This is a genomic window from Ruegeria sp. CE12, from assembly GCF_056537525.1.
On sequence record NZ_JBQFRS010000006.1, the window covers coordinates 231,532 to 256,096 of the forward strand.

The window sequence follows — 24,565 nt, forward strand, 5'->3', positions numbered from 1 at the left end:
GCACAGGCACTAATTTTCGAGGAATCTAAAGATGATCCCAAAGGCGACCGTCAACTACCACGTTCACGCACCTGCGCGCCAAGCTTACCACATTGATGCCGGAGGTGTCGTGGGAGAGCTGATCTCGCCCGAACAGGTTGTGACCGAAGTTGAATTACGTGATTTCCGTGCAGGTGCCAGTGTGAACTTCGCCGGGGATAGTGTTGGGTTTTTCAACTCTCGCTCTGAAGTGAGCATCTTTGGCAAAGACCGCGCTTGGCAGCCGGTTTATGATCAGGAGTTGACGGATCTTCTGACCCGCGAGATAGGCGCGAAAGAAGTCATTGTTTTCGACCATACCGTCCGTGTGGATGATCCTAATGCCATCCGGAAACCAGCGCGTAATGTCCACAGTGACTATAGCCCCGAAGGTGCGCAGCAACGATTGACCGACATTCTTGGCGAAGAGAAAGCCAGGGAATGGTCAGATGGTCATTATGGTTTCATCAATGTCTGGCGCCCGATCGAAAACCCGATCAACTCAGCCCCTTTGGGCTTTGTACGGCCTTCAAGTGTGCCGGAGGAAGACTGGCTTTTGCTTGATCTGATCTATCCGGATCGGCGTGGGCAAATCATAGGGCTTGTAGCGAACCCGGACCACGAGTGGATTTACCAATCACGCATGACGCCCGACGAAGTAGCTGTGTTCAATATCTATGACAATCGGGGCAAGCCCTCGGTTGCCCATTCTGCGCTCGACATGGTGGAGGATCCAAAGATCACTACCCCGCGTAAAAGCATAGAAAGCCGCACCTTGGTGCGTTACGGGGGGAAATAATGACAGACCTTCAAACCACGTTTGTCTCAGGCGAACCTGCCACGTTCCCGAAGTTGAACCGCGCCTACAACACTGTATTCCAGCCGGGTGCATTGAGCGTTGGGTTGGTTGTCCCGCTGGACGCGCACCACACCGACCCTGTGCCCGATATGGTGCGACATCTCGAACGGGCGAAGCTGGCTGATGAGCTTGGCTTTGCCGCGCTGTGGCTACGGGACGTGCCGTTCAATGTACCGAGTTTTGGGGATACGGGGCAGACGTTTGACCCGTTTGTATATCTTGGTCATTTGTCGGGTGTGACCCGTGACATCGCTCTTGGGGTTGCCAGTATTATCCTGCCCCTGCGCCATCCTGCCCATGTGGCCAAGGCTGCGGCATCTGTCGACCAACTGTCTGGTGGGCGACTTTTGCTGGGTGTTGCCTCTGGTGATCGACCGGAAGAATACCCCGCCTTGGGCATGAGCTTCCCCGACAGGGGTGCACGGTTCCGCGAAAGCCTTGCCTATATCCGTGCAGTGGGCACTGACTATCCGAGCTATAGCGGCGATCATGGCTCCCTGAATGGTTCGATGGATATGCTGCCCAAACCGACAGGCGCACGGGTGCCCATCCTCATCACAGGTGGTTCACAACAATCCCCTGATTGGGTCGCTGCACATGGTGACGGCTGGATGACCTATCCGCGCGATATCGCATCACAGGCGCAGATTGTCCGGGATTATCGCGCGCGCGGTGCGGAGGCAGGCGCGCAGGCCAAGCCGGTAATGCAGTCGCTCTACGTTGATCTTGTCTCAGATGACAAGGCAGAGCCCCGGCCCATACATCTGGGGTTCCGTTCTGGGGTTGCCTTCCTAAAATCCTATCTGTGCGAGTTGCGCGAGCACGGGATCAACCACGTCGCCCTGAACCTGCGGTTTAATCAGGCAGATATTGAAAACACGATGAAGCGCCTCTCCGACGAGGTACTTCCGGAATTTCCAACTCAAGGAAACATGCAATGAGCAAAACCATTCTCATCACCGGGTCAACCGATGGCATCGGCTTGCTGACGGCAAAGACCCTTGCCGCGAGAGGTCACCGGGTCATTCTACATGGTCGCAATGCCAGCAAACTGGAGGCTGCTGCCAAAGACGTCGGAGGTGACGTCGATGCCCACAAAGCAGACTTGGCGTCTCTTGAAGCAACTCGGGAGTTGGCCAAGGCCATTGCGGCCAATCACGACAGGATCGACGTTCTGATCAACAATGCAGGCGTTTACAAAACAACCAATCCGATCCTGCCAAACAGGCAGGACGTTCGCTTTGTCGTCAACACCTTGGCACCGCATGTCCTGACCACTGCGTTGCTTCCGCTTCTTCCAAGCGGTGCTCGTGTCATCAACCTGTCTTCCGCCGCGCAAGCTCCTGTCGATGTCGCGGCCCTATCAGGCGAAAGACATCTGGATGACATGGGGGCATACGCACAGAGCAAACGCGCAATTGCTCTTTGGTCTGCTGAGATGGCAGCGGCGCACCCAACAGGCCCCACATTCATCGCAGTCAATCCCGGTTCACTGCTGGCGTCCAAAATGGTGAAAGAGGGCTTCGGGGTCATAGGGAATGATATGCAAATCGGTGCAGATATCCTGTGCCGCCTTGCCCTGGATGATGACTTTGCCACTGCCTCAGGCCGCTATTGGGATAATGATGTTGGTACCTTTGGCTCCATCGATTTGGGGCAGGCCAAGGAAGTTGTGAAGGCAATTAGTGCCTTAACCATCTAAGTGCCCACTTGGTTGATGAACCAGCCCAACGACTGTCGGCTGACAGTGTATCGCTGAAGATTCGAACTCGTGGCCAGCTGCGGCTAATTCTGTGGTACTAATCCCGTCAAATGATCTGACCGCAGGTGGAACTGACCCAAGACAGGGCCTTGGCAGATAAATGTGTGCCAATTCGTTGCACCAACTCGGCATGATAGTTGTGGAGCCAAGACCGTTCGGCATCGTTCAGTTTGTCGAGCAGCAGCATGTCGGTCTGGATTGGTATCCACGTGAGGTTCGAGAATTCCATGAAACCATCTTCTGCTTGGACAATCTCGAACAAGTTCTCGATGCGGATGCCAAATCGGTCTGTCTCATAGTATCCCGGCTCAATCGACAGGATCATACCCGGAGCCAGATCGACGGGGTTGTAAGGTTTTCCTATACGTTGAGGGTGTTCGTGAACCGATAGCCTATGGCCTATCCCGTGACCTGTACCGTGATCATAGTCCAGTCCCAGATCCCACAGCGGTCGCCGACAGATTGCATCAATATGGTGGCCCTGAGTGCCGGCAGGAAATCGCAGGGTCGCTATGGCATGAAATGCTTTGAAGACAGCTGTATAAGCACGGTCGTAACCCTCGGGCCTGTGTGTCCCAAAAGCGAAACTGCGCGTTGCATCCGTGGTTCCCGTCTCATACTGCCCGCCCGAATCCAGCAGATATGTGCCGTCCGATGGGATCGGCACCTGATTGTCAGGGCCTGTCGCGTAGTGGCACATGGCGGCATTGCCTGCAGCTGCAGAAATCGTGTTGAAGCTTTCGTAGATAAAGCCCGGCTGCTGGCGCCGGAAGGACAGTATCTTTTGCTCTGCCTCCCGTTCGGTCACCGGATGACCGGACGTGGCGCGTGTCGGAACCTCGTGTGCCAGCCAGGCGCAAAACTCGGTCCAGGCGACCCCGTCCGCTATATGACAAGCTCTTAGGCCTTCGACTTCTATTTGGTTCTTTCTGGCCTTCGCCAGCGTTATGAGACCGCCTTGTGCGTGCTCTTTTGCACCTTTCGTTCGTAACACCGACCGCACAGCTTCAGGCGAAAAGTCGGGGTCAAACAGAACACCCTGACCAGCTTGTGCCTTATCAGTGAGCGTCGGGAGGAGTGCTTCTATGGGTAGCAGGTGAACGTGTGCCGGCAAATGATCGGTAGTGTCCGCGTTCACCTTACGATCAGCCACAAACCAATACACTTCCCCGGATACATCCACCAACAGGAAGGAAAGTGGTATCGGATTGAAGGCAACATCGGACCCCCGCACATTGAGCAGCCAGGCAATATTGTCGGGCTGGGTTTCAACCAGCAGCGCCGCGCCTTTAGCCCGCATTTCAGAGACCAGTTCTGAAATTTTTTCCGCTGCACTCTTGCCCGCGAATTGTAATGGAAATGGCTCGATCTTTCCCATCGGAGGGGCTGGTTGGTCAGGCCAGACGGCATCGACTGGGTTGGTTTTTGTCGCAACCAATTCGGCGTCGGTTTCTGTTAGTGCAGAGAAAAACCGATCATACCAAACTGGTGGCAGATGCATTGCGTCATAGCCAATTTTCCAGTCTGAACCTGCAGCTGATGCCAACCAGTTTTCTGGCGGTTCATTGTGCAGATGATGATGGGAAAAGATCGGATCAGCGCATTGGTTTGCGGCTTGCACCACATAGCGACCATCAACAAAAATTGCGACGGTATCCGGTGTCACAATCGCCATCCCCGCCGATCCGGTAAAGCCCGTGACATGCGCCAGACGCTCATTATGTGGAGCGACATACTCTGCCTGATGTGCATCATATCTGGGCAGAATAAATGCATCCAACCCCTGTTTGGCCAATTCATCACGCAAAGCTGAGACAATGGTTCTGTAGTCGGGTGCATCAAGCATGGGTATTTATCTCTTCGACATGATGACAGGCAACTTCTCCGCGACCTTCAAAGGGCAGCAGGGCAGGTACCGATTGTTTGCAGACGTCCGTGGCGTGGTGGCACCGGACATGGAATGGGCAGCCTGAGGGCATGTTCAGGGGTGAAGGCAACTCTCCCTCCAGCCGGGCCACTTTGCCCCGATCATCGGGGTTGAGGGTGGGTGCCGCAGAAAGAAGCGCCTGACTGTAAGGGTGGGCCGGAGCTGAGAACAGGGTCTCGCTGTCCCCGATCTCGACGATCCGACCCAAATAGATCACGGCAACCCGATTAGAGACATGGCGAACAAGCCTCAAATCGTGGGCAACGAACAGGATCGTCAGATCCAGTTCTTGCTGCAACTCCAGCAGCAAGTTCACAACCTGTGCTTGCACCGAGACATCCAGCGCAGAAACCAGTTCATCCGCAATCAGGACTTCGGGCTCAACGGCCAGCGCGCGTGCAATTGCGATGCGCTGACGCTGACCGCCGGAAAACTCATGCGGAAGCTTGTGCTGTGCATCCTGAGGAAGGCGCACAAGATCCAGAAGCTCGACTACCCGGGCCGGAATCTCGGCCTCGGGGCGCATGTTATGAACGCTTAGTGCTTCGGCCAGTATCTGGCCTGTTGCCATGCGTGGGTTGAGCGAAGAATACGGATCCTGAAACATCATCTGGACGCGTCGGTTGTAAGTGCGATCAGAGCGATTATCGTCTCCAAAAACATCCTGACTTTCGAACTCGATCGTTCCTTCGCTGGGCGCATGTAGCCGCACGATGCAACGTGCCAGCGTGGATTTCCCACAGCCGGATTCACCGACAACACCCAAAGCTTCGCCCTTGATCAAATCCAGGCTGATACCGTTCAACGCTTTGACCACGCGCCCCGGCCGGCCCGCTGCATAGTCCATCAGACTGCGCCCCAGAGGGAAATGCAGATGCAGGTCACGTATTCGTAAAACAGCACTCATGCAGCATTTCCTTTGGCATTGATCACCGGGTTGAAGCAGGCCACATGCCGCGTGTCAGTAACGCGCGACAGATCAGGCCGGCCCTGCAAACAAGCCTCAACGCAGGCAGAACAGCGAGGTGCGAAAGCGCATCCCGAGGGCAATGTGTCCAGACTGGGGGGAACGCCCGGAATCGAATAAAGCGGTGTTCGAGGCGGCAAGTTTTCAGGCACCGACCGCATCAGACCAACGGTGTAAGGATGACGAGGTTCACGCAGCACATCACGTACTAGCCCCTGTTCGACAATACGCCCGGCATACATTACCGATACGTTGTCACAGGTCTGGGCCACCACGCCCAGATCATGGGTGACAAGAACGACCCCCATTTCCATTTCTGCAGCCAAACGCAGGATCAGATCTAGGATCTGCGCCTGAATGGTCACGTCCAGAGCGGTAGTCGGTTCGTCCGCTAGCAGAAGTTTCGGATTTGCGGCGAGTGCTATGGCAATCATCACTCGTTGCCGCATTCCACCGGAAAACTGATGAGGATAGTCTTTCAGCCGTTGTGCTGCCGAGGGGATACCAACCAAATCCAGCATCTCGATTGCCCGGTCTCGCCGCGCCGTACGAGACAGATCGGTATGCGCAAGCAAGTTCTCTTCTATTTGCAGGCCAATGGTCAGTAGCGGATTAAGCGAGGTCATGGGCTCTTGAAATATCATCGCGATTTCCCGCCCCTGTATGAGGCGCAATTCACTATCTGGCATTGGTACCAGATCACGCCCCTGCCAACGCACCTGCCCCGAGACGTCCCCATAGCGACGCGCAAGCCCCATGATCGATCGTAAGGTGACGCTTTTGCCTGACCCACTCTCACCAACCAGTCCAAGTACTTCGCCGCGCGCGACAGAGAAGTTGACGTCCCGTACTGCAGGCAGCGCCTGCCCGTTTCGATAGAAGGTGGTGTTCAGTCCTTCGACTTCGAGGATCGGTGTCTTGTCGCTCATACCCAGCCCCTATCCCCGCGGCCTAAGCAGATCGGCGAGCCCATCACCCAGCAAGGAAAAGCCAAGACCTGTTAGCACGATGGCGATGCCGGGCATCAGGCTTAGCCACCATGCGGTTGAGATGAAATTGCGCCCTTCGGCAATCAATACGCCCCATTCCGCTTGAGGAGGTTGCGCGCCCAAGCCCAGATAGCCCAGCGATGACCCGAGCAGGATTGCCAGTGCCATGTCGGTCATCCAGTAAACGATGACCGGGGTAATCGCATTGGGCAGCAAATGGCGAAAGATGATGCGCCGGTCGGAATATCCCATGACGATCCCGGCTGCTGCATAATCATTGCCCATCTGCGCAATCACCTCGGCCCGCATCAAGCGGGCATAGTAGACCCAGCCGACAACAGTGATGGCGATGTACATATTGACCAGACCGGGGCCCAGAACAGCCACAACGGCGATTACCAACACCAGAAAGGGAAAAGTAATCACCGCATCGACAACCCGGCCAAAGATGAGATCGGCAATGCCACGATAGTAACCGACCAACGCCCCTATTACGACGCCGATCACCAGCGCAAAAACCGTGGCAAACACGGCCATCTGCATGTTCACCTGATAGGCCCAAATCACGCGTGACAGGCTGTCTCGCCCCAACAGGTCGGTGCCAAAGGGATGTGCCCATGATGGAGGTTGCCGCACCGCCAGATAGTCGATCGCGTTTGGATCATAGGGCGCAAATGCTCCGGGAAAAACGGCGAGCATGATCGAAAACCCGATGATCATCAGGCCGGCCACAAAGCCTGGCTTGCGCAGAGCTCGACGCCATTTGGACGGGTTTTGGGCCACGGGATTGAAGGTTGCATCGCTCATTGCAGGCGCATCCTTGGATCAAGGCGGCTTTGGAAAAGATCCGTCAGAAGAAAAACCAGCGAAACGAGGACTGCGAACGTCAATGTCAGCCCCTGAATCAACGGATAATCGCGGGCAAAGATGGCCTCGAGCATCAGTCTGCCCATGCCCGGAACAGCAAATACGGTTTCAGTCACCAGCGTACCGCTCATCAGATTGCCAATAGACAGGCCCAGCAAGGTAACTGTCGAGATGAGTGCGTTTCGCAGAACATGTCGCCCGAGGATCAGACGCGTGGGCAGGCCTTTGGCACGGGCGAACTGAACGTATTCCGCATCCAAAACTTCGATAATTGCGCTGCGCAGGTTTCGCATGATGATGGCTGAAGTGTAGAGCGCGACTGTGATCGAGGGCAGAAACAGATGGTACAGACGCTCTCCGAACGTGTCGCCATATCCGCCAACCGGAAACAGGCGCAGCTGTGCTGCGAGAAAGGTCAGCAAGACCAGACCGATATAGAATACTGGCATCGAGAGCCCGATTTGGAACACGGTGCGAATGACGGCGTCCGGCCAGCGCCCTCGGTTGAGCGCGGCAACAAATGCCAGCGGTCCTGCGATCAGCAAGGACAATACGACTGAATAGAGGGTCAGAAACACTGTGATCGGCAATCGATCCGCGATCACGTCAATCACATCCGTTCGCATGAGGATCGATCGACCGAGATCGCCGTGCAGCGTATTGCTCAGAAACAGCCAAAACTGCACCAGCATTGGCTCGGTCAGACCCAGCCTTTCCCGAATAGCCGCGATATCCGCGTCCGAAGCCCGGTCACCGGCCATCGCGATGGCAGGGTCGCCCGGCAGAAGACGCACGAGCAAAAAGATGATGACCATGACCAGAAAGAAGGTCGGGATCATCAGCAATAGCCGTTTCAAAATGTAAGTCAGGCTGGACAAGTCTACGCTCCGCAAAGGGCCCCGCCGCATCCGGCGGCGAGGCAAAAGGTCAGCTCTTAACGGCTGATTGTAGCTTCATCGAAGATGTTATTGCCCAGAGGCGTCTGAACATAGCCCTCGACTGCATTTCCAAGCGCGACTGCAAAGGGTGTTTCATACATGAACAGCAACGGGGCAGCCTCGGCATAAAGCTCCTGCATCCGTGCAAACTTGGCCTCACGCGCGGCCGGGTCCATCTCATTTGCGGCTTCCTCGAACAAAGTGTTGAACTCGGCGTTCTCCCAGCCTGTGCCTACGGCCTTAGCGGTGGGGGTATAGCCCAGCCATCCGACAACCTGACTTGGATCGTTCACGTCATTGACCCAGCCATATGTGTGGATGTCGAATTCACCAGAACGGTTCTTGGCCCCGCGGGTTGCTCCGTCCACCTGTTCGACGACCAGATCGATACCCAAAGGCGCCCACATCTGTTGCAGCGCGGCGAAGATCGTCGCATCATCCGCCGAACCGGCCAACGTGGTCAGGGTGACTTGCGTCCCGGGTTCAACGCCAGCTTCGCTGATCAACGTCTTGGCCTTGTCCATGTCGTAGGTGTAGAGCGGGCTCAGATCAGCAGCATACTGTGTCGCTTTCGCCATCAGGGGCGAACTCATGGGCTGGCCGGCACCATGTAGAACGACGCCAATCAGAGCGTCCTTGTTGGTCCCGTAGTTCAGAGCCTGCCGAACACGCGCATCGGCAAGCGGATTGGGCGATCCATCTGCGCGTGTTTCCCGCGTGTTGATCGGCGAGTAGATTATGCGGGTCGAAGGATAAAGCTGCATGCTGATATTCGGATCAGCTTCCAATTCAGCCACACGGCTAAAGGGGATAAATTCGGCAGCGTCGACCTCGCCCGCCTGCAGGCGCAGGATACGTGTTGCATCATCCGGAACAATTTCGAAATGCACGCCTTCGAGATATGGTAGCGGTTTGCCGTCCGACCCCATGCGCCAGTAGTACTCGTTGGCACAGAAATCCATTGAGGCGCCCTGTTCGAAACCGCACAGATAGAAGGGGCCGGAACCCACCCCGGCGGCCGTCGCCGCAAAGATCGCTGCCGATTTGTCCTGATCTGTTTCGCCTGATGCGGCATCAAACGCGGCTTTGGAAACAATCGCGGTGTTGAAAGTAGCCAACATCGAGAGGATCGTAGGATCAGGATCATTCAGTGCAATGGTGATGGTGTTTCCTTCCGCCGTTACACCACCGATAGATCCCAGCAATCCCGCCCATGGGCTGAGGTCAGGGTTACGCGCGCGATCCAATGAGAAGACAACATCCTCCCCGGTCATGGGTGAACCATCTGCGAATTTGATACCTTCGCGCAAGGTAAGCGTAACGCTCTTTCCGTCATCAGAGACCGAATGGCTTTCCGCCAGTCCCGGTTCTACTGAATTTCCATCCGGGCTGCCACGCAGCAGAGTGTCGAACAGACTGCCCACCATCCAAATGTCTGGATTGCGATCCGCATAAATCGGATCGATCAGGCGCGATCCATCGTAGCGTGCAAAATTGAGCGTACCGCCCCGTTCCTGCGCAAACACTGGCATCGCCAGTGTTGCGGCAACGGTCACTCCCAATACCGTTCTCAGCTTCATCATCTTCTCCTCCCGCAAAGTCTTTGCTTTGTGAGGAGGGACAATAAGCGATTCTTAGTTTAACTAAAGTTTTTTTTAGTAATAAGATAAAAAATCTTACTACCCATCAGATTTCGGGCGGCTGAGAAGCAGAATTTGGAGGGGTCAGCCTGCCTCAGTCATTGGTGATGTGGTCACCCAAAGCTCAACCGCTTCGACCTCGCCAAGCACGACGGAATAATGGCGTACCGAGGTGTCATGGTGAATCACATCTCCTGGCGACAGGATGAACACCTTATCCCCAAGGTGATATTGCAATTGCCCAGACAGCAGGTAACAGAACGCCTCGCCACCATGACACATCTTTTCTGACACATGCCCCGGAGGGCGATGCACGATCTGTGGATGGAACAGTGCACCGGCAAACCCGGGGCCCAGCTTTTCGTAGAACCGGCCTCGCGTACCAAGAGAATATGTCTGCCTGCTGTCTTTTGCGACATATTCTGAAAACACTTCGGGTACACTCAGCAATTGCTCGATGCTGGTTTGCAGGGCCGCGGCTATAGCCATCAGAGACGTCAGCGAAGGTGAGCTTAGTCCGCGTTCCACTTGCGACAGAAAACCGGTCGTCAGATCTGTTGCCTTCGCAACTTGATCCAGGGTCTGCCCCATGGCCTTACGCCGCCGCCGGATCGCCGCACCCAGTTCGGTGGGCCGCCCTTTGGCTTTGGTCTTGGTATGTGCGGTCGGAGCTTTCATCCGATCTCTCCTGCTTCTTATCCGGCTTGAACCATTCAATAGGAGATTTGCATGAAGATCAAAATTAATTTTAGCCAGAGTAAAAACACGTACGTAACAATCGGTCTTTGGTATTCTCGTGCAAGGCAAGGGTCAGAGTGATTGAGTTCAGTGTTTTGGAGGCCGCTCATAGTGCGTTCTTCGCTTTTGCTGCACCTGGCACGGTGACCTTCAGGCAGGTCCATTTGTCCTGAGCCCAGGTCCTGACATTCAGATGTTAAGGATGCTGCCGGTTTTGATTGCATCCATAGCGACATATGTCCTGAATTTCTTGATATTCTCGTTCGCGAAGAACATGCGCCGCGTGAAATCTTCATACGCCGACATGCACTCTACGACCACAACGAGCATGAAATCGATTTCCCCAGTCACATAGAAACACTGCTGAACCTCTGGGGCATCGCGGAATGCGAGCTTCGCGGCATCTATCTCAGTGGGTGTCTCGCTAACCAACTCCACCTCGACAAAGATCGTGAGCGCTAAATCCACCAATGCGGGGTCGATAACGGCAGTATTGGTTCGGATCACACCTTCTGCTTCCATACGCCTGATACGTCGCTGCACTGATGGAGCAGACAGATTTACAGCATTGCCAATCTTCTGCTGAGGCGTGCGGTTGTCTTTTTGCAGGATGCGGAGGATTGCCCTGTCAAAGTCGTCCAGTTGTATCATGTGAAATATTATTGCGTCAGTTAGCGCAATTTCCAGCGGATTTTTCCCTAGAGATGAAATAAAAACCCTCATCTTCTTAGGAGATGTCGAGTTCATCGAATTGGAGCTGCATGAATGGGTGATTTTTCAGAGAATCTTCGTGCCCTACGTCACGAATTTCACGCTAACCCAGAGTTGGGGTTCCAGGAGGAATGGACAAAATCCCGTATTGCCAAGCACTTGCATGATCTCGGGATAGAAGTGCACGAAGGTGTGGGCATAGTCGGCATCCTCCGAGCGGGCAAAGGCAATCGCGCCATCGGATTGAGGGCTGACTTCGATGCGCTCCCCATTACCGAAATCAACGACTTCCCTCACCGTTCCCGAAATGAAGGGATAATGCATGCATGCGGACATGACGGGCATACAACTATGTTGCTTGGCGCGGCTGAGTTACTAGTCAAAGACCCGGATTTCGACGGTACGGTTGTCTTATTGTTCCAGCCCAATGAAGAGCATGGTTTGGGTGCCAAGGCGATGATCGACGAAGGTGTATTGGAACGCTTCCCAATCCAAGAGGTTTATGGCGCCCACAATTTACCCGGCGAACCGGTGGGGCACGTGTCAACACGAGCAGGCGTTATTACCTTTAGCGAAAACTTGTTTGAGATCGAAATCAGGGGGCAGGGTGGGCATGCTTCCATGCCACATGTCGGGCGGGAGACCATCACTCCTGCCTCTGAGCTCGTTCTTGCGTTGCAGACCATCGTTTCGAGGAGATTGCCGCCCTCGTCCGGCGCGGTCGTTTCAGTGACCGAGTTCATTACGGATGGTCAGCGCAACGTCCTGCCTGGCTGCACGGTATTGAAGGGTGATGCTCGCGCAGCTTCGCCTGAGGACCGGCGCTTGATTGAGGACAGTATGCGCCAGATTGCTGCTGGCATTGCGCTGAGTCACAACGTTGATGTTAATGTGGAATTTCGTACTGAGTTCATCGAGGCTGTTAACAATGCCGATGCGGCAAACCACGTTATTGCAGCTGCTGAAGCGCTTCAACTTGACACTGACGGCAATCGCCCTTCCATGACTTTCTCAGAAGATTTTGCCAATTTCGCGGTGGCGGTGCCGGGATGTTTCCTGCTTATCGGCAACGGGACAGAAGGGTCTCATGGTCGACCGTTGCATTCTGCGGATTACGATTTCAATGATGAGCTTCTTCCGATTGGCGCAAATTTGTGGGCTGAACTTGTTCGCCAACGGTTACCCAAACGCGGCTAACCTAGGAATACAAAAGTCTCAAATATTTTCCTGCCATTCAGGCAATCCCGATTTCAGTCCTGCAGCTTCGAGGCTCTTGGTGGAATATATGCGGGCCTGTGCGCTCTGAAGCGCGAGATTTCTCGTACACTAACCAGAACGTTCCGCTGGAGGGCGTCCGTGAAGGTACTGGTCGGAGGAGAGCATCAGGATCCACGGGTGTCTGCAACGGAGCTGAAAATATTGCCTGGTTCGAAGTCGATGATAGGTGTGCCTATATTGGACGCAAGAACAAGATTGGTGAATTCGCTTACGGCCTCTGCCGTTCAAACGGCTCGCTGGCCTAGCTACCTGACTTTGATGTGATTGCTAAACCCACTCACCGTGCTCAAAGTTTTGCAAAGCCTCCCCTTTTTCATTGCTGCTTGATGCCCTGACAATGCAACACGGCGCTAAATGTAGATGTACAAAACTGGTCTCTTATGGCTCTGGCTATCTGTCCGAGCGCGTTAATTCAAACCTGTCATCGTCGTTAGCTTACTCCGTTCTTCTGTCCTCCAAAACCAAAGCGCTGCACTTCTCGCCGATCATGATCGACGGCGCATTTGTAGTACCACTGACGATGTCTGGCATGATCGAGGCATCCGCTACACGCAGTCCACGGATGCCATGGACTCGAAGTCGCGGGTCAACGACTGCACGATCATCTGTGCCCATCTTGCAGGTTGAGGTGGGATGATAGATCGTCTGCGCCATGTTGCGGGCGGCTTCGAGGTGCTCTTCATCCGTTTCGATTTTGCCTGACGGCACATGTTCACGCACGATGAAAGGCGAAAGGGCGTTGGTCCTGGTCATTGCACGGGCAAATTTCACGGCCCGGATCGCGCAGAGTTGATCGCCGGTTGTCGAAAGATAATTTGGCACTATCTTGGGATAGGCATGCGCATCAGGCGAAGTGATATGGATGTGGCCGCGGCTTTCGGGTCTCAGTTGGCAAACTGAAGAGGTAAAGCCCGAGAACGGGTGCATTTCGATCCCCGGTTTGTCAGCGGATAGCGGCTGAAAGTGGAATTGAATGTCTGGCGTTGCCAATCCTTCCATCGATTTGGCAAAGATTGCGACTTGGCTGGCGCCTAGGCTCATAGGCCCTGTTCGGCGCAAGGCATATTCGATGCCGATCCCTGCGCGATGGAAGATATTGTTGATCGCGTCGTTCAAAGTGGGGACGTTGACCTCGTAGACGAGTCGAATCTGCAGGTGGTCCTGAAGATTCGCGCCGACGCCGGGCAGCGCGTGGCGAACGTTCACCCCAGCGGCCGTCAGGACATCTGGATTTCCGATGCCTGATAGCTCCAGCAGCTGGGGTGACCCGATAGCGCCGGCAGACAAGATGACCTCACCACCCGGGTTCAACATTGCTTGTTGTGCGGCGCCTTTGACGTCGTAGGAAACTCCCGTCACCTGCTTTGGTGCGTCAGAGGCAAAGATGAGGTTGGTGGTATGTGCGTGCGTGGCAACGTCAAGGTTTCTCCGCTTGCCTTTGATGGGCGTTAGGAATGCCTTGGCCGAAGAGCAGCGGAAACCTTTGCGCGCGGTTTGGTGAAAATAACCTGCGCCCTCTTGTTTCTCGCCGTTATAATCGTCGGTCCGGGGCACGCCCATTTCGACGGCGGCCTCGATGAAAGCCTCGGATATAGGAGATTTGGCGCGGATCAGAGATACCGCCAATTCGCCATCTTTACCGTGCAGATCGGGGTCTGCATCTTCGTGAATTTCTGATCGCTTGAACAATGGCAACACATCATCCCAAGACCAACCGGTGTTCCCCAATTGCGCCCAGCGATCATAGTCCTCTTTCTGGCCCCGCACATAAAGCAAGCCGTTGATCGAAGACGATCCGCCAAGGGTCTTTCCGCGCGGCCAATCCAGTGCGCGCCCGTTCAGACCGGGATCGGGGTCGGCCTTGTAGCACCAATCGGTGTTTGGATTATGCAGGGTTTTGAAGTACCCGACCGGAATGTGAATCCAGGGATTTGTGTCCTTTCCCCCGGCCTCGAGAAGCAGAACCCGGATTTTCGGGTCGGCGGACAATCTGTTTGCGATGACGCAGCCAGCAGAGCCTGCGCCAACGATAATATAATCATAAGACATTTCATACTCGGTCAGGCTTGGCCGGAGCCACATAGGGAAGGCGCGCGCGCGCTTTAGTATCCGCAGCACCAGCGTTCCGGATATAGCGTTCGTCGTCGTCTTTGCGGACGGTGTATACGTAGGTGGGATCGCCTTCGGTTACCTTGTGTATGGCAAGGCGACGGACTTGGCTGGCACGGATCGTGTCGCGCAGTTCGTCCGGATTCCAACCATCAAACAAGATCGCTTCAAGTTCGGCTCTGATATCCGCACAATCCGGATCGGCGGCGCGGTTGGTTACTTCGTTGGGATCTTCTTCAACGTTGTAAAGAAGCGTATCGACCCCTTCGAGCCACATCAGTTTCCATGGGCCCTTTCTAACCATGCGGCTGGGGCCGGTGGACCCGTCTGCGGCGAATTCCGAGATCACAACATCTGACAGTCCAGACGTGTCACCGTTCAGGGCAGGAACCAGAGACTGGCCGTCGATAGGAGCGGCATAGTCCTCGAATGAACCCTCAGCTGCGAGGTCCGTGAGTGTCGGCAGAAGATCAATGAGCGATATATTCTCCTTCACTCGTGCCGGTTTGAAACGATCCGGCGCGTATACGATGAAGGGCACGCTGGAGGCCCACTCGAAGAAGTGTTGTTTGAACCACATGCCGCGCTCACCCATCATCTCTCCGTGGTCGGCGGTCACGATGACGATGGTGTTGTCGATCTGGCCGGTCTTTTCCAGAACATCCACAAGGCGACCAACTTTTTCGTCTATATACGAGATCATTCCGTAATAGCCGTGGCGGGCTTTGCGGCGGTCTTCGGGTGTGACCGTGAACTCGTGCCGGGACTGACAGTAGTGCAGGTTGCGGCTGAGATGATCCATCTCATTCAATTCCAGAGGAGGGACCTCAGGGTATTCGATTTCATCATGATCGTAGAGGTCCCAATACTCTTGCCCAATTACGAAGGGTGAGTGCGGAGACGTGAAGGACACCGTCAGCATAAAGGGGCGGTCGTCACCTTTGCGGGCCAGATCATACAGGGCCTGAACGCCGTGGTATTCGACCTCATCGTCATAATCCATTTGCATGGTACGGATCGCGGGGCCACTTTCCAGGATCGGGGCCATTGTCAGGTTGGTGGGCTTGTATTCGCGGCCCTTGGACCAATCTACGGTCCAGGCAAAGTTGGCCGGGTAGATTTCGGTCGTGTGACGTTTGTCATAACCGTGTAGCTGATCGGGGCCCACAAAGTGCATCTTGCCAGACATCTCGACCCGGTAATCCATGCTGCGCAGATAGTGTGCGAACGTTGGAATGTCGGCGTGGAATTCGCTGGCGTTGTCATACATGCCGATCGAGAATGGCAGCTTGCCTGCATGCATTGACGCGCGGGACGGTCCGCACATAGGCAGGTTGCAATAGCAGTTTTCAAACACCACTCCAATTTCCGCAAGCCGGTCAATGTTGGGCGCTTTGACGGTCTTGTTGCCATAGGCCGCCAACGCGTTCGCCGCGAGCTGGTCCGCCTGAATGAATAGGATGTTTGGACGTGCCATATTCGTTTCCTATAAAATAAGGAGATTAAGCCCGGGCGGCGAGAAGAAGGGAGGACCGCCCGGGACGCCGAGGTTGTTACTGGATTACCATTCCCAACTTTTCGGCTGTGTCGCTGAAGGTTTTAACCTGACCTTCAACGAATGCTTTTGTGTCGTCTGGTGACAGAACTGTTGGGACTGAGCCCAGCTTTTCTGTGGTCTCGACCCAGCTTGCATCAGCTGCAATTGCCCCAAGCACCTCGACCCATTTTGCCACGACATCTTCGGGCAGGTCTTTGGGTCCCCAGACACCTGTCCAGCCGACAACGTTTTCCAAGTTAGGATGACCCAGTTCCTGTGCGGTTGGCGTGTCAGGAATGGCTTCAAAACGTTCGGGTGTAGTGGTCAGCAAGGGGCGGATCTGGTCAGATTCGATCGCACCGGATAGGCCCGAGAGATTGTGGAAGATCAAGTCGGCATGCCCGCCCACCACGGCTGCGGTCGCCTTGCCGCCGCCTTTGAACGGGACATGGATCAGCGCCTCGGAGTCGACGCCGAGATCATCCAACATGATGAGCATCGCCATGTGCAGGAGGGTGCCAACACCGGCGGACGCATAGGACAGGCGCTCACCATTTGCGATCGCAGTCTTTAGTTCTTCAAAGCTCTGATACGGTGAGTCCGCGCTGACGCCCAATACAAACGGGTTCTTTTCGATCAGACCTAGAAAGGTAAAGTCGTCCCACTTATACGGAATTGTGCGATTAATCGCCGGAACGGTGGCCTGAGATCCAACGCGCGCCATCAGGAGGGTGTAGCCATCGGGGCGCGATTTGGCGACCTGAGTCGAGCCAACAACACCACCCGCACCGGTCTTGTTTACCACCAGAATGTTCTCGCCCAGGTAGTCTGGCGCCTCAGTGCTGAGGGTGCGCGCGGCTAGGTCAGCAGCGCCGCCGGGGCCATATGGAACCACTAAAGTCACTGGTTTACTTGGATAATCTTGCGCGGACGCTCCCATCGGGATCGCGAGCAGAGCAAGGCTGCTCAGCGCTGCGGTTACTGTGTTTCTGACTGTCATTTGTTGCGTCTCCCTGAATCGAGTGGGACTCACCATAATAAAATACTTGCAGTAAGTAAATAATTAAGTAAAGATACATTCAGGAGGTGCAAAATGGCAGGTTGGTCACAGGAAGAGATCGGTCGCGGGAACCGGCAAAGGGTTCTGGGTGAGATACTGGGATCAGGCACGATTTCGCGAACGCAGATCGCTGACAATCTCGCGCTGAATGCCGCGAGCGTTTCGAGAATTACGCGAGAACTGATCGAAGCGCGGCTGGTTCAAGAAGTTGGTGCGTCTCAACCCGAAGGGCGCAGGGGGCCAAGAACCAAAAAACTGACCATGGACCGATCCGGGGGCTATGTGATCGGCATCGGCATCAATGCGTACCAGCAGGTAGTCACACTTGCCGATCTGTCGAATAATCGCATCGCATCCTGGGATGCCGGCGGGGCGGGTCTAACTGACGGCACCAGTTTCATAAGGGCATGCTGTAAGCAGGCCAAAGCTCTGATTGAAGAGCATGTCCCGGAGAAGGACCGGCTTTTTGGGGTTGGTCTGACAATCGCCGGTAATCTGGACAAAGCCCGTGGAATTGTCATTTCCGCGCCCACACTCGGCTGGGCAGAAGAAACCAATGTTTGCGGGATCGTGAGACAAGAGCTTGGTGTTCCGGTTGCGCTTGAAACACCGAGTGCTGCGATCTGCCAGTCCGAAGTTGCTTTTGGTGCTGCGCGGAACATCGAAAATGTCGCTGTGATTTACTGCGCAATGGGTTTCGGTATCGGGCTGCAGGTAAACGGCCAGCCCTATAGTGGGATTGGCCGGGTTGGTGGCGTTTTAACCGAGGCCAGGACCACTGAAGGAGTGGGATCCAACTCAGCCATTTCTCTGTCTGATCTGTGTGGCGGAAAGGCGTTGTTACGTCAGCTGCTGACACCAAAGTTATTTGATGCGCTGTCCGATCAGGAGAGAGCCCAGAAAATCCGGGATGTTGTTTCAGCGGCCAATGACGCGGATGGAGAATATAGATCTGTTGTAGAAGATTTCGGGGCCAGGGCGGCAAACTGTTTTTCGCTAAGCCTGACAGTTCTGCAGCCTGAACTGGTTTTGCTCGCTGGCCCTTTGGCGCAGTCGCCATACTATCTGGAGGCATTTCGAAAGCAGATCGAGAATCTGAAAGCCGACCTGCAGCAGCCACTCAAGATCAAATCCAGCGCGATGACCCACATGGGGGCGGCACGTCTGCTGTCGCTTCACGAAAACATCGCAAACGCAGAGCTGGATCTGAATCTATTAAAGGGAGGAAGCTGACAGTGGATAGTTCAAAGAAACTCGACCTGTTTGCAGGGGCGTTATTCCTTGCCCTGGGCATTCTGACGCTGATTGTGCTTATTCCCGTAGGTGTCGATTCACCGGGGTCTGTTGAGATTTCAGCATTGTCGCCGGAATTCTGGCCAAGAGTGATCGCTATTGCGGTTGTGGTCGTCGCGCTATGTCTGATGGCCGAGTCCTACTTTTTGAAAGTACCTGAACCCGATGCGGACGAAGATGCAGAAGCTGATGCGGTCTATAAGCTGGACACGCTTCCCGGGACTCTGCGGACGATCATCCTGATCTTCGCGTTGTTCCTGTTTTACTTTGCTTTGACGACCCTGGGCGTGGTTGCAAGCTCGATCGTTCTGATGCTCGCCATGATGCTCTTTTTCGGCGAACGCAAGTGGTACTACATCGTCCCGATCAGCATCATTCTACCTATTCTTCTGTACCTGTTCTTTCTGCACATCGCGGGTGTGCCGATGCCGCTTGGCATGTTCGAAACGCTAGGCTGAGGAGACCCTGAGCATGATCGAGAATATTTCCACAGCCTTCCAGCTATTCCTCAGCTTCGAGAACATTCTTGTTATCGGCATTGGGGTTTTGATCGGTACCATCATCGGTGCGATACCGGGGATGACGACACCGATGGGTGTGGCTTTGGCCCTGCCGTTTACATTCACGATGCAGCCAGTGACCGGCATTCTGCTGTTGTTGGGTGTTTACAAGGGCGGCTTGTATGGCGGGTCCCTGACCGCAATCCTGATCAAGACACCCGGAACCCCGGCAGCGTCCTGTACCATTCTGGATGGTTATCCACTGGCCCAAAAGGGACAAGCGCGAAAGGCGTTGGATATCGCGCTTTATGCATCCTGTGTGGCGGACCTAATTTCGAACATCGCCCTGATCATGTTCGCTGGTTTTCTGGCAACCTTCGCTTTGCGTTTTGGGCCGCCGGAGTTCTTCACTCTGATCGTCTTTTCACTGACGATCATCGCCGGTGTTGCGGGCCCCAGCCTGACCAAAGGTATCCTGTCCGCCTGCCTGGGTCTCATGCTAGCTACCGTTGGACTTGATCTGATCTACGGCACGAACCGGTTCATCTTTGGCAATTATGAACTGATGTCCGGGCTGAACTTTATTCCAGTGCTCATAGGTCTGTTTGCGATCCCTGAAATTCTAGACCGTGCCACGCGACGTCCCCGCCCACCCGGAGCACAGCGTCAAGAGCTAGGTAGCGGCGCAAGTTTTGTCGAGTTCCGTAAGACTCTCAAATCGGTTATCCGCGGCAGCTTCATTGGTGTTATTCTGGGCGCAATCCCCGGCATCGGCGGCGCCCCGGCCGCTTTCCTGAGCTATAGCGAAGCGCGCAGAAACTCAAAGCACCCGGAAAACTTCGGTAAAGGTGAGCCAGAGGGCGTCGCTGCGGCTGAAGCCGGAAACAACGGTGTGGCTGGCGCGACGATGATCCCATTGCTGGCGTTGGGTGTGCCGGGTGATGTGATCACGGCCGTGATCCTTGGCGCGTTCATGATCCACGGATTGCGCCCGGGACCCATTCTCTTCGCTGAGAACCTCCCGATGATTTACGCGCTGTTTATGGGTATCCTACTCAGCTCGGCCTATCTGTTCATCGTGGGCAAGGTTGCTATCAAGACTTTCAGCCGTGTTGCCCTGATCCCGAACCGCATCCTTTACCCGATTGTCTTCACGCTGTGTGTCTATGGCGCTTATGCGGTGAACAACAACCTGTTCGACATTCTGGTAATGCTCTGCATGGGCCTCGTTGGTTTCGCGATGCTGCGGTTGGATATCCCGGTCGCGCCGTTCTTGATCGCCTTTGTTCTTGGACCGCTTCTTGAAGACAACTTCCGCCAATCCCTGCTTCTGTCTGATGGGAGCCTGTCGATCTTTGTCAGAAACGCGATTTGCTGGCTTTTCTGGTTACTCACGGCCCTGTCGATCTTTGTGCTCATCCGATCCCGTATACGTGCCTCACGCACGGGACAGGCATCAGTGCTGACGACTGGCGGATAATCTCAAAGACAAGGACAAGACCATGGCTAACGCAGACAATGCTGGTCTGGGGCGCTTTGCATACAGTTTTGCAGTGATATCGGATACGCATGTCAATCCGGATGAAGACAGGTGCAATTCGCCTTTTCCCGTTAACGCCCGTGCCAACAGACGCTTCCGGTATGTAGTGGCGGACATCAACCGCAGAAAGGTGGATTTCGTCGTTCATCTTGGTGATCTGCTTCATCCCGTTCCTGAAACCGGAGAGCTGTATGCGCAGGCCGCAAATGCCTATCGCGCGATTGTGTCTGACCTGACGGTTCTGATCCATGTGCTGCCGGGTAATCATGACATCGGAGACACGCCGATCAGTGGCGGGCCGGCAAGCCCGACCACGCCGGCGATGATCGACGCATGGGAAGGTGAGTTCGGCGCACATTACCACAGTTTTGAGAAGGGTGGCGTTCGCTTCATTCTGTTGAATGCGCAGTTGATAAATTCCGGTCTGCAGGCAGAGGAAGATCAAAGAAACTGGGTCGAGACCGAGCTTGCGGCCGCACAAGGTCAGCGCGTCATGCTGATGCTCCACCACCCGGCCTATCTGTGTTCCCCGGATGAGCTTGACCATTATGACAACACCGATCAGCCGGGCAGGGGCTGGCTGTTGGGTTTGATCGAAAAGCATGGGGTCGAAGCCATGTTCTCGGGTCATGCCCATAACTTTTGGTATGACCGCTATGGCGAGACAGATTTCTACCTTGCCCCGGCGACCAGCTTTGTCCGGCAGGATTACTCGGAAATGCTGCGCGCCATTCCGCCTGATGGCAGCGAATTCGGCCGCAATGATGCGGCCAAGCTGGGGTACTTTGTGGTGAACATCTACGAGCACGGACACGTCACCAAGTTTGTTCGGACAAATGGGTCGGAACTTGCTCGGGGTGAAAAACTCGTAGACGAGATGTTGGAGCTCGCGCCGGAACCACGGGAAAACACCAATCCGCTGATCGGTTTCGATCTGCGTCAGAACTGGGCCGAAATCTCGGAAGTGCCGCCCAGTGGTGGACTGGATGAGTTCGATCGAAAACCTGTGCGTAACGACTACCACCTGCTAGCTCTGCAAGAGATGGGTGTGCGCGATATTCGCATCCCTCTGCACGACCTTCTCGATCCTGCACGACGAGCACGGATTGGTGTGCTGAAGCATCTTGGGTTCCGGATTACTCTGTTCGGATTTGGTGTTCCGGAGAAACACCTGGATATGATCACTTCCGAAGCGGACAAACTGACCGATTGGGAAATCACGTTGAACTGGAGCGATGTGGAGCCAGCGACTGATGCACTGGTCAAAGCTCACGCCGCGACTGGCCTGCCAATCTACATCTCCCGGATGCGTACAAAGGACGATATCAAGGCCGAAGGTATGTATTTCCATGTTATCAATCACGGGTTCAACGCCGAGGATTCCGAACAGCTTGCCTTCCTTGCTGCGCTACCAAAGCCTTGCGGCGTTGTCGGCGCTGTTTTTCGTCTCGGCAACAGTGATCCGGTCAGCCAGAAGTTGGATACTGCGGATCGCGCAGTCGCGGCTCTCGGCTTGAAAGCATCGGTGCACCTGAGGGTCGCCGGCGACAACCCGGCCGTACCGCACATGGATGATAACGCAACGGTTGCGCGGGTCCTTGAAGCGATGGACACCCGCGTGAAGCTCAGGAATACGCGTGTTTTCTGCGACACTCTGGTTGATGTGGATCGGGGGTATTTCGTGCGCAACGGAGCCATTGATCGCTGTAACAACCCACGGCCACTGCATGGTGCTGTCCGTAGGCGGCATGCACGGAATGCCTGAAATCCCCGAGACTTGCCCCTCGCCTGACCTTCCGGTGAGCGCTTCTTCTTGGGGTGCCGCCTCGCTGAACCCGCTCCCACGGGTCAACTCACGGTTTCAAGCCTAGGTAGGACTATGTAATGGAGACCTTCGGCCTTACGACAGAAATGATCGTCGTATTGATCCTGTTAGGCGTAACCGTCTTCCTCTTCGTCTCTGAGATCGTTCGGGTCGACGTGGCAGCTATATTGATCATGGTCACCTTGGGAGTGCTTTCGGCCATACCCGGACTGCAGGGTCTTGCCGATCCCCGGCATCTGTTTGACGGCTTTGCAAGTAACGCGGTGATTTCAATCATTGCCGTCATGATCATCGGCGCCGGGCTGGATCGGACCGGTGTCTTGTCACATGTGGCCCGCTGGATCATGCGCGTGGGCGGTACAACAGAGACCCGGATCATGTTGTTGATTTCGTCGATTGTGGGCGTAATCTCATCCTTCATGCAGAACGTCGGCGCCGCGGCCTTGTTTCTGCCGGTCGTCTCGCGCATTTCGGTGCGATCCGGCCTTCCAATGTCGCGGCTTCTGATGCCGATGGGGTTTTGCGCCATTCTGGGTGGCACCATGACAATGGTTGGATCGTCACCCCTGATCCTGCTCAATGATCTTATCCTGACTATCAACAACTCGCTGCCTGCTGAACAACAGATGGAGACCTTTGGCCTATTCGATGTCACGCCAGTGGGTGCGGCATTGGTCGTGACCGGACTTGTTTATTTTACCGTGATTGGCCGCTTTCTGTTGCCGACAAGGCAGGACGTTGGCGGTGCCGAGGGTCTCAGCGTCGAAGACTACCTCAGCGCAACCTACGGCATTGTTGGAACAATCCATGAATTGACGCTGCCAGAAAAACATGAACTTGCGGGGCGGACTGTCGATGAAATCCAGCGCAGCAACCATATCCAGATCATTGCTGTTCAACAGGGTGCAAACACCATCATGGCACCGCCGCGCGACATGGTTATCGAAGTTCCAGGCGCGTTGGCGGTCATTGCGGATGCTGTAACGCTGAAACAATTCACGGCGCGGTATGGTCTTTCCGCGCTGAAAAAGCTGGATCGGTTTTCAGATGCTTTGGAGCCGGGCAAAGCAGGTATTGCCGAGGTCGTGATTCCTCCGGGGTCCGGTATGATCGGCGAAACGGGGCGTTCAAGCTGGCTGCGCAAAGTCTATGGCTTGGCCCCGCTGGCGATTTACAGGGGCGGTGAGACTCTTTCCAGCGACCAGGAAGATATTGGTGAAATTCCGTATCTGGCTGGTGACACGCTGGTGTGCCACACGCCGTGGGACGCGCTTGTAAGGTTAGAAAAGAACCGGGATTTTGTCGTCGTGACCTCGGATTTCCCGCACGAGGAACTGGTTCCTCAGAAAGTAGGCTGGGCTTTGTTGTTCTTTGCGATTGCACTTGGGCTGGTACTATTTTCGGATTTGCGGTTGTCAATCTGCCTGCTTGTCGGGGCCGCGGGTATGATCGTCAGTCGCGTTCTGACAATAGATGACGCTTACAGCGCCGTCAGTTGGAGCACGGTGTTCCTGCTGGCCAGCCTAATACCTCTCGGGGTCGCCGTGCAGTCGACAGGAACGGCTGAGTGGATTGCACAGCAAGTGCTAAAACTTCTTGGCGACGCCCCGATTTGGGTGTCGCAGGCGGCGATTGCTGCGCTTGCGACTGTGTTCACACTGTTGATGTCCAATGTTGGCGCAACGGTTCTTCTGGTGCCTTTGGCAGTGAATGTCGCAATTGGTTTGGGCGCTGATCCCGCGTTATTTGCAATTACCGTGGCGTTGGCGACCTCAAATTCGTTCCTGATCCCAACCCATCAGGTCAACGCACTGATCATGGGACCGGGTGGATACTCTGTTGCAGACTTCTCAAAAGTGGGCGGTGTCATGACACTGCTGTTTCTGATTGTTCTAGTGATCGCCGTTTAACGAGTTCGATCAGCTAGGCTGGACATGGCTGAGCGCGGGTGAAACCGAGCATCGAGCGGAACCGATATTTGGTGTTCGGGTTTCAGTCCTTTACATC

The 24,565-nt window shown here is 55.1% G+C and carries 20 protein-coding genes; 9 read left to right on the top strand and 11 right to left on the bottom strand.

All coding sequences use genetic code 11. The annotated features are described in order from the left end of the window. Window positions 1-31 precede the first annotated feature (31 nt). Genes ACR0IO_RS15830 through ACR0IO_RS15840 form a run of 3 tightly spaced genes read left to right on the top strand, consistent with a single transcriptional unit; the run spans window position 32 to window position 2,579 of the window. Entirely contained in the window at window positions 32-817 is a 786-nt protein-coding gene (locus tag ACR0IO_RS15830) for a CmcJ/NvfI family oxidoreductase (RefSeq protein ID WP_480742556.1), read from the top strand. Further along, entirely contained in the window at window positions 817-1,818 is a 1,002-nt protein-coding gene (locus ACR0IO_RS15835) for an LLM class oxidoreductase (protein ID WP_480742557.1), read from the top strand. The genes ACR0IO_RS15830 and ACR0IO_RS15835 overlap by 1 nt, the downstream gene beginning before the upstream one ends. Further along, the gene (locus ACR0IO_RS15840) at window positions 1,815-2,579 is read left to right on the top strand and encodes an SDR family NAD(P)-dependent oxidoreductase (protein ID WP_480742558.1); all 765 of its coding nucleotides are present in this window, start codon (window positions 1,815-1,817) and stop codon (window positions 2,577-2,579) included. Before ACR0IO_RS15835 ends, ACR0IO_RS15840 begins: the two co-directional genes overlap by 4 nt. Window positions 2,580-2,685: 106 nt before the next feature. Here the strand turns inward: ACR0IO_RS15840 and ACR0IO_RS15845 are convergent, their stop codons facing one another. The 8 genes from ACR0IO_RS15845 to ACR0IO_RS15880 form a co-directional block, all read right to left on the bottom strand. Then, a complete protein-coding gene (locus ACR0IO_RS15845; protein ID WP_480742559.1) occupies window positions 2,686-4,485 on the bottom strand; it encodes an aminopeptidase P family protein in 1,800 nt (599 codons plus the stop codon). Continuing rightward, complete coding sequence (locus tag ACR0IO_RS15850; RefSeq protein WP_480742560.1) at window positions 4,478-5,473, bottom strand: ABC transporter ATP-binding protein; 996 nt, start codon at window positions 5,471-5,473, stop codon at window positions 4,478-4,480. The genes ACR0IO_RS15845 and ACR0IO_RS15850 overlap by 8 nt, the downstream gene beginning before the upstream one ends. Beyond that, entirely contained in the window at window positions 5,470-6,462 is a 993-nt protein-coding gene (locus ACR0IO_RS15855) for an ABC transporter ATP-binding protein (RefSeq protein WP_480742561.1), read from the bottom strand. The genes ACR0IO_RS15850 and ACR0IO_RS15855 overlap by 4 nt, the downstream gene beginning before the upstream one ends. 9 nt (window positions 6,463-6,471) lie before the next feature. After that, window positions 6,472-7,329, bottom strand: a complete 858-nt coding sequence (locus tag ACR0IO_RS15860) for an ABC transporter permease (RefSeq protein WP_480742562.1) — start codon at window positions 7,327-7,329, stop codon at window positions 6,472-6,474. After that, complete coding sequence (locus ACR0IO_RS15865) at window positions 7,326-8,267, bottom strand: ABC transporter permease (RefSeq protein WP_155149231.1); 942 nt, start codon at window positions 8,265-8,267, stop codon at window positions 7,326-7,328. Before ACR0IO_RS15865 ends, ACR0IO_RS15860 begins: the two co-directional genes overlap by 4 nt. Window positions 8,268-8,323: 56 nt before the next feature. Then, complete coding sequence (locus ACR0IO_RS15870; protein WP_480742563.1) at window positions 8,324-9,907, bottom strand: ABC transporter substrate-binding protein; 1,584 nt, start codon at window positions 9,905-9,907, stop codon at window positions 8,324-8,326. A 144-nt stretch (window positions 9,908-10,051) separates the two neighbouring features. Further along, window positions 10,052-10,645, bottom strand: a complete 594-nt coding sequence (locus ACR0IO_RS15875; protein WP_480742564.1) for a helix-turn-helix domain-containing protein — start codon at window positions 10,643-10,645, stop codon at window positions 10,052-10,054. A gap of 249 nt (window positions 10,646-10,894) precedes the next feature. After that, the gene (locus ACR0IO_RS15880; RefSeq protein WP_480742565.1) at window positions 10,895-11,356 is read right to left on the bottom strand and encodes an Lrp/AsnC family transcriptional regulator; all 462 of its coding nucleotides are present in this window, start codon (window positions 11,354-11,356) and stop codon (window positions 10,895-10,897) included. 114 nt (window positions 11,357-11,470) lie between these two features. On the opposite strand from ACR0IO_RS15880, the gene ACR0IO_RS15885 reads away from it, so the two are divergent. Then, window positions 11,471-12,613 carry an amidohydrolase gene (locus ACR0IO_RS15885; RefSeq protein WP_480742566.1) on the top strand — a complete coding sequence of 381 codons (1,143 nt, stop codon included), beginning with the start codon at window positions 11,471-11,473 and terminating at the stop codon, window positions 12,611-12,613. 516 nt (window positions 12,614-13,129) lie between these two features. On the opposite strand, the gene ACR0IO_RS15890 is transcribed toward ACR0IO_RS15885, so the two are convergent. The 3 genes from ACR0IO_RS15890 to ACR0IO_RS15900 form a co-directional block, all read right to left on the bottom strand. Next, window positions 13,130-14,743: a GMC family oxidoreductase gene (locus tag ACR0IO_RS15890; RefSeq protein ID WP_480742567.1), complete on the bottom strand. Its 1,614-nt coding sequence runs from the start codon at window positions 14,741-14,743 to the stop codon at window positions 13,130-13,132. Window position 14,744: 1 nt separating this feature from the next. Further along, window positions 14,745-16,280 carry a choline-sulfatase gene (betC, locus tag ACR0IO_RS15895; protein WP_480742568.1) on the bottom strand — a complete coding sequence of 512 codons (1,536 nt, stop codon included), beginning with the start codon at window positions 16,278-16,280 and terminating at the stop codon, window positions 14,745-14,747. A gap of 76 nt (window positions 16,281-16,356) precedes the next feature. Continuing rightward, window positions 16,357-17,340: a Bug family tripartite tricarboxylate transporter substrate binding protein gene (locus ACR0IO_RS15900; RefSeq protein ID WP_480742569.1), complete on the bottom strand. Its 984-nt coding sequence runs from the start codon at window positions 17,338-17,340 to the stop codon at window positions 16,357-16,359. Between the two features lie 93 nt (window positions 17,341-17,433). On the opposite strand from ACR0IO_RS15900, the gene ACR0IO_RS15905 reads away from it, so the two are divergent. From ACR0IO_RS15905 to ACR0IO_RS15925, 5 genes are all read left to right on the top strand, one after another. Further along, complete coding sequence (locus ACR0IO_RS15905; RefSeq protein WP_480742570.1) at window positions 17,434-18,633, top strand: ROK family transcriptional regulator; 1,200 nt, start codon at window positions 17,434-17,436, stop codon at window positions 18,631-18,633. Window positions 18,634-18,635: 2 nt separating this feature from the next. After that, window positions 18,636-19,151, top strand: a complete 516-nt coding sequence (locus ACR0IO_RS15910; protein ID WP_480742571.1) for a tripartite tricarboxylate transporter TctB family protein — start codon at window positions 18,636-18,638, stop codon at window positions 19,149-19,151. Between the two features lie 13 nt (window positions 19,152-19,164). After that, window positions 19,165-20,673 carry a tripartite tricarboxylate transporter permease gene (locus tag ACR0IO_RS15915; protein ID WP_480742572.1) on the top strand — a complete coding sequence of 503 codons (1,509 nt, stop codon included), beginning with the start codon at window positions 19,165-19,167 and terminating at the stop codon, window positions 20,671-20,673. Between the two features lie 22 nt (window positions 20,674-20,695). Next, on the top strand, window positions 20,696-22,498 hold the full coding sequence (locus ACR0IO_RS15920; protein ID WP_480742573.1) for a metallophosphoesterase family protein: 1,803 nt from the start codon (window positions 20,696-20,698) through the stop codon (window positions 22,496-22,498). Window positions 22,499-22,617: 119 nt separating this feature from the next. Beyond that, on the top strand, window positions 22,618-24,468 hold the full coding sequence (locus ACR0IO_RS15925; protein ID WP_480742574.1) for an SLC13 family permease: 1,851 nt from the start codon (window positions 22,618-22,620) through the stop codon (window positions 24,466-24,468). Window positions 24,469-24,565 lie beyond the last annotated feature (97 nt).

What these genes read in the sequence shown, in the direction of transcription:
- ACR0IO_RS15830 (WP_480742556.1), top strand. Translation starts at nt 32, where the DNA reads ATGATCCCAAAGGCGACCGTCAACTACCACGTTCACGCACCTGCGCGC.
- ACR0IO_RS15835 (WP_480742557.1), top strand. Translation starts at nt 817, where the DNA reads ATGACAGACCTTCAAACCACGTTTGTCTCAGGCGAACCTGCCACGTTC.
- ACR0IO_RS15840 (WP_480742558.1), top strand. Translation starts at nt 1,815, where the DNA reads ATGAGCAAAACCATTCTCATCACCGGGTCAACCGATGGCATCGGCTTG.
- ACR0IO_RS15845 (WP_480742559.1), bottom strand. Translation starts at nt 4,485, where the DNA reads ATGCTTGATGCACCCGACTACAGAACCATTGTCTCAGCTTTGCGTGAT.
- ACR0IO_RS15850 (WP_480742560.1), bottom strand. Translation starts at nt 5,473, where the DNA reads ATGAGTGCTGTTTTACGAATACGTGACCTGCATCTGCATTTCCCTCTG.
- ACR0IO_RS15855 (WP_480742561.1), bottom strand. Translation starts at nt 6,462, where the DNA reads ATGAGCGACAAGACACCGATCCTCGAAGTCGAAGGACTGAACACCACC.
- ACR0IO_RS15860 (WP_480742562.1), bottom strand. Translation starts at nt 7,329, where the DNA reads ATGAGCGATGCAACCTTCAATCCCGTGGCCCAAAACCCGTCCAAATGG.
- ACR0IO_RS15870 (WP_480742563.1), bottom strand. Translation starts at nt 9,907, where the DNA reads ATGAAGCTGAGAACGGTATTGGGAGTGACCGTTGCCGCAACACTGGCG.
- ACR0IO_RS15875 (WP_480742564.1), bottom strand. Translation starts at nt 10,645, where the DNA reads ATGAAAGCTCCGACCGCACATACCAAGACCAAAGCCAAAGGGCGGCCC.
- ACR0IO_RS15880 (WP_480742565.1), bottom strand. Translation starts at nt 11,356, where the DNA reads ATGATACAACTGGACGACTTTGACAGGGCAATCCTCCGCATCCTGCAA.
- ACR0IO_RS15885 (WP_480742566.1), top strand. Translation starts at nt 11,471, where the DNA reads ATGGGTGATTTTTCAGAGAATCTTCGTGCCCTACGTCACGAATTTCAC.
- ACR0IO_RS15890 (WP_480742567.1), bottom strand. Translation starts at nt 14,743, where the DNA reads ATGTCTTATGATTATATTATCGTTGGCGCAGGCTCTGCTGGCTGCGTC.
- betC (WP_480742568.1), bottom strand. Translation starts at nt 16,280, where the DNA reads ATGGCACGTCCAAACATCCTATTCATTCAGGCGGACCAGCTCGCGGCG.
- ACR0IO_RS15900 (WP_480742569.1), bottom strand. Translation starts at nt 17,340, where the DNA reads ATGACAGTCAGAAACACAGTAACCGCAGCGCTGAGCAGCCTTGCTCTG.
- ACR0IO_RS15905 (WP_480742570.1), top strand. Translation starts at nt 17,434, where the DNA reads ATGGCAGGTTGGTCACAGGAAGAGATCGGTCGCGGGAACCGGCAAAGG.
- ACR0IO_RS15915 (WP_480742572.1), top strand. Translation starts at nt 19,165, where the DNA reads ATGATCGAGAATATTTCCACAGCCTTCCAGCTATTCCTCAGCTTCGAG.
- ACR0IO_RS15920 (WP_480742573.1), top strand. Translation starts at nt 20,696, where the DNA reads ATGGCTAACGCAGACAATGCTGGTCTGGGGCGCTTTGCATACAGTTTT.
- ACR0IO_RS15925 (WP_480742574.1), top strand. Translation starts at nt 22,618, where the DNA reads ATGGAGACCTTCGGCCTTACGACAGAAATGATCGTCGTATTGATCCTG.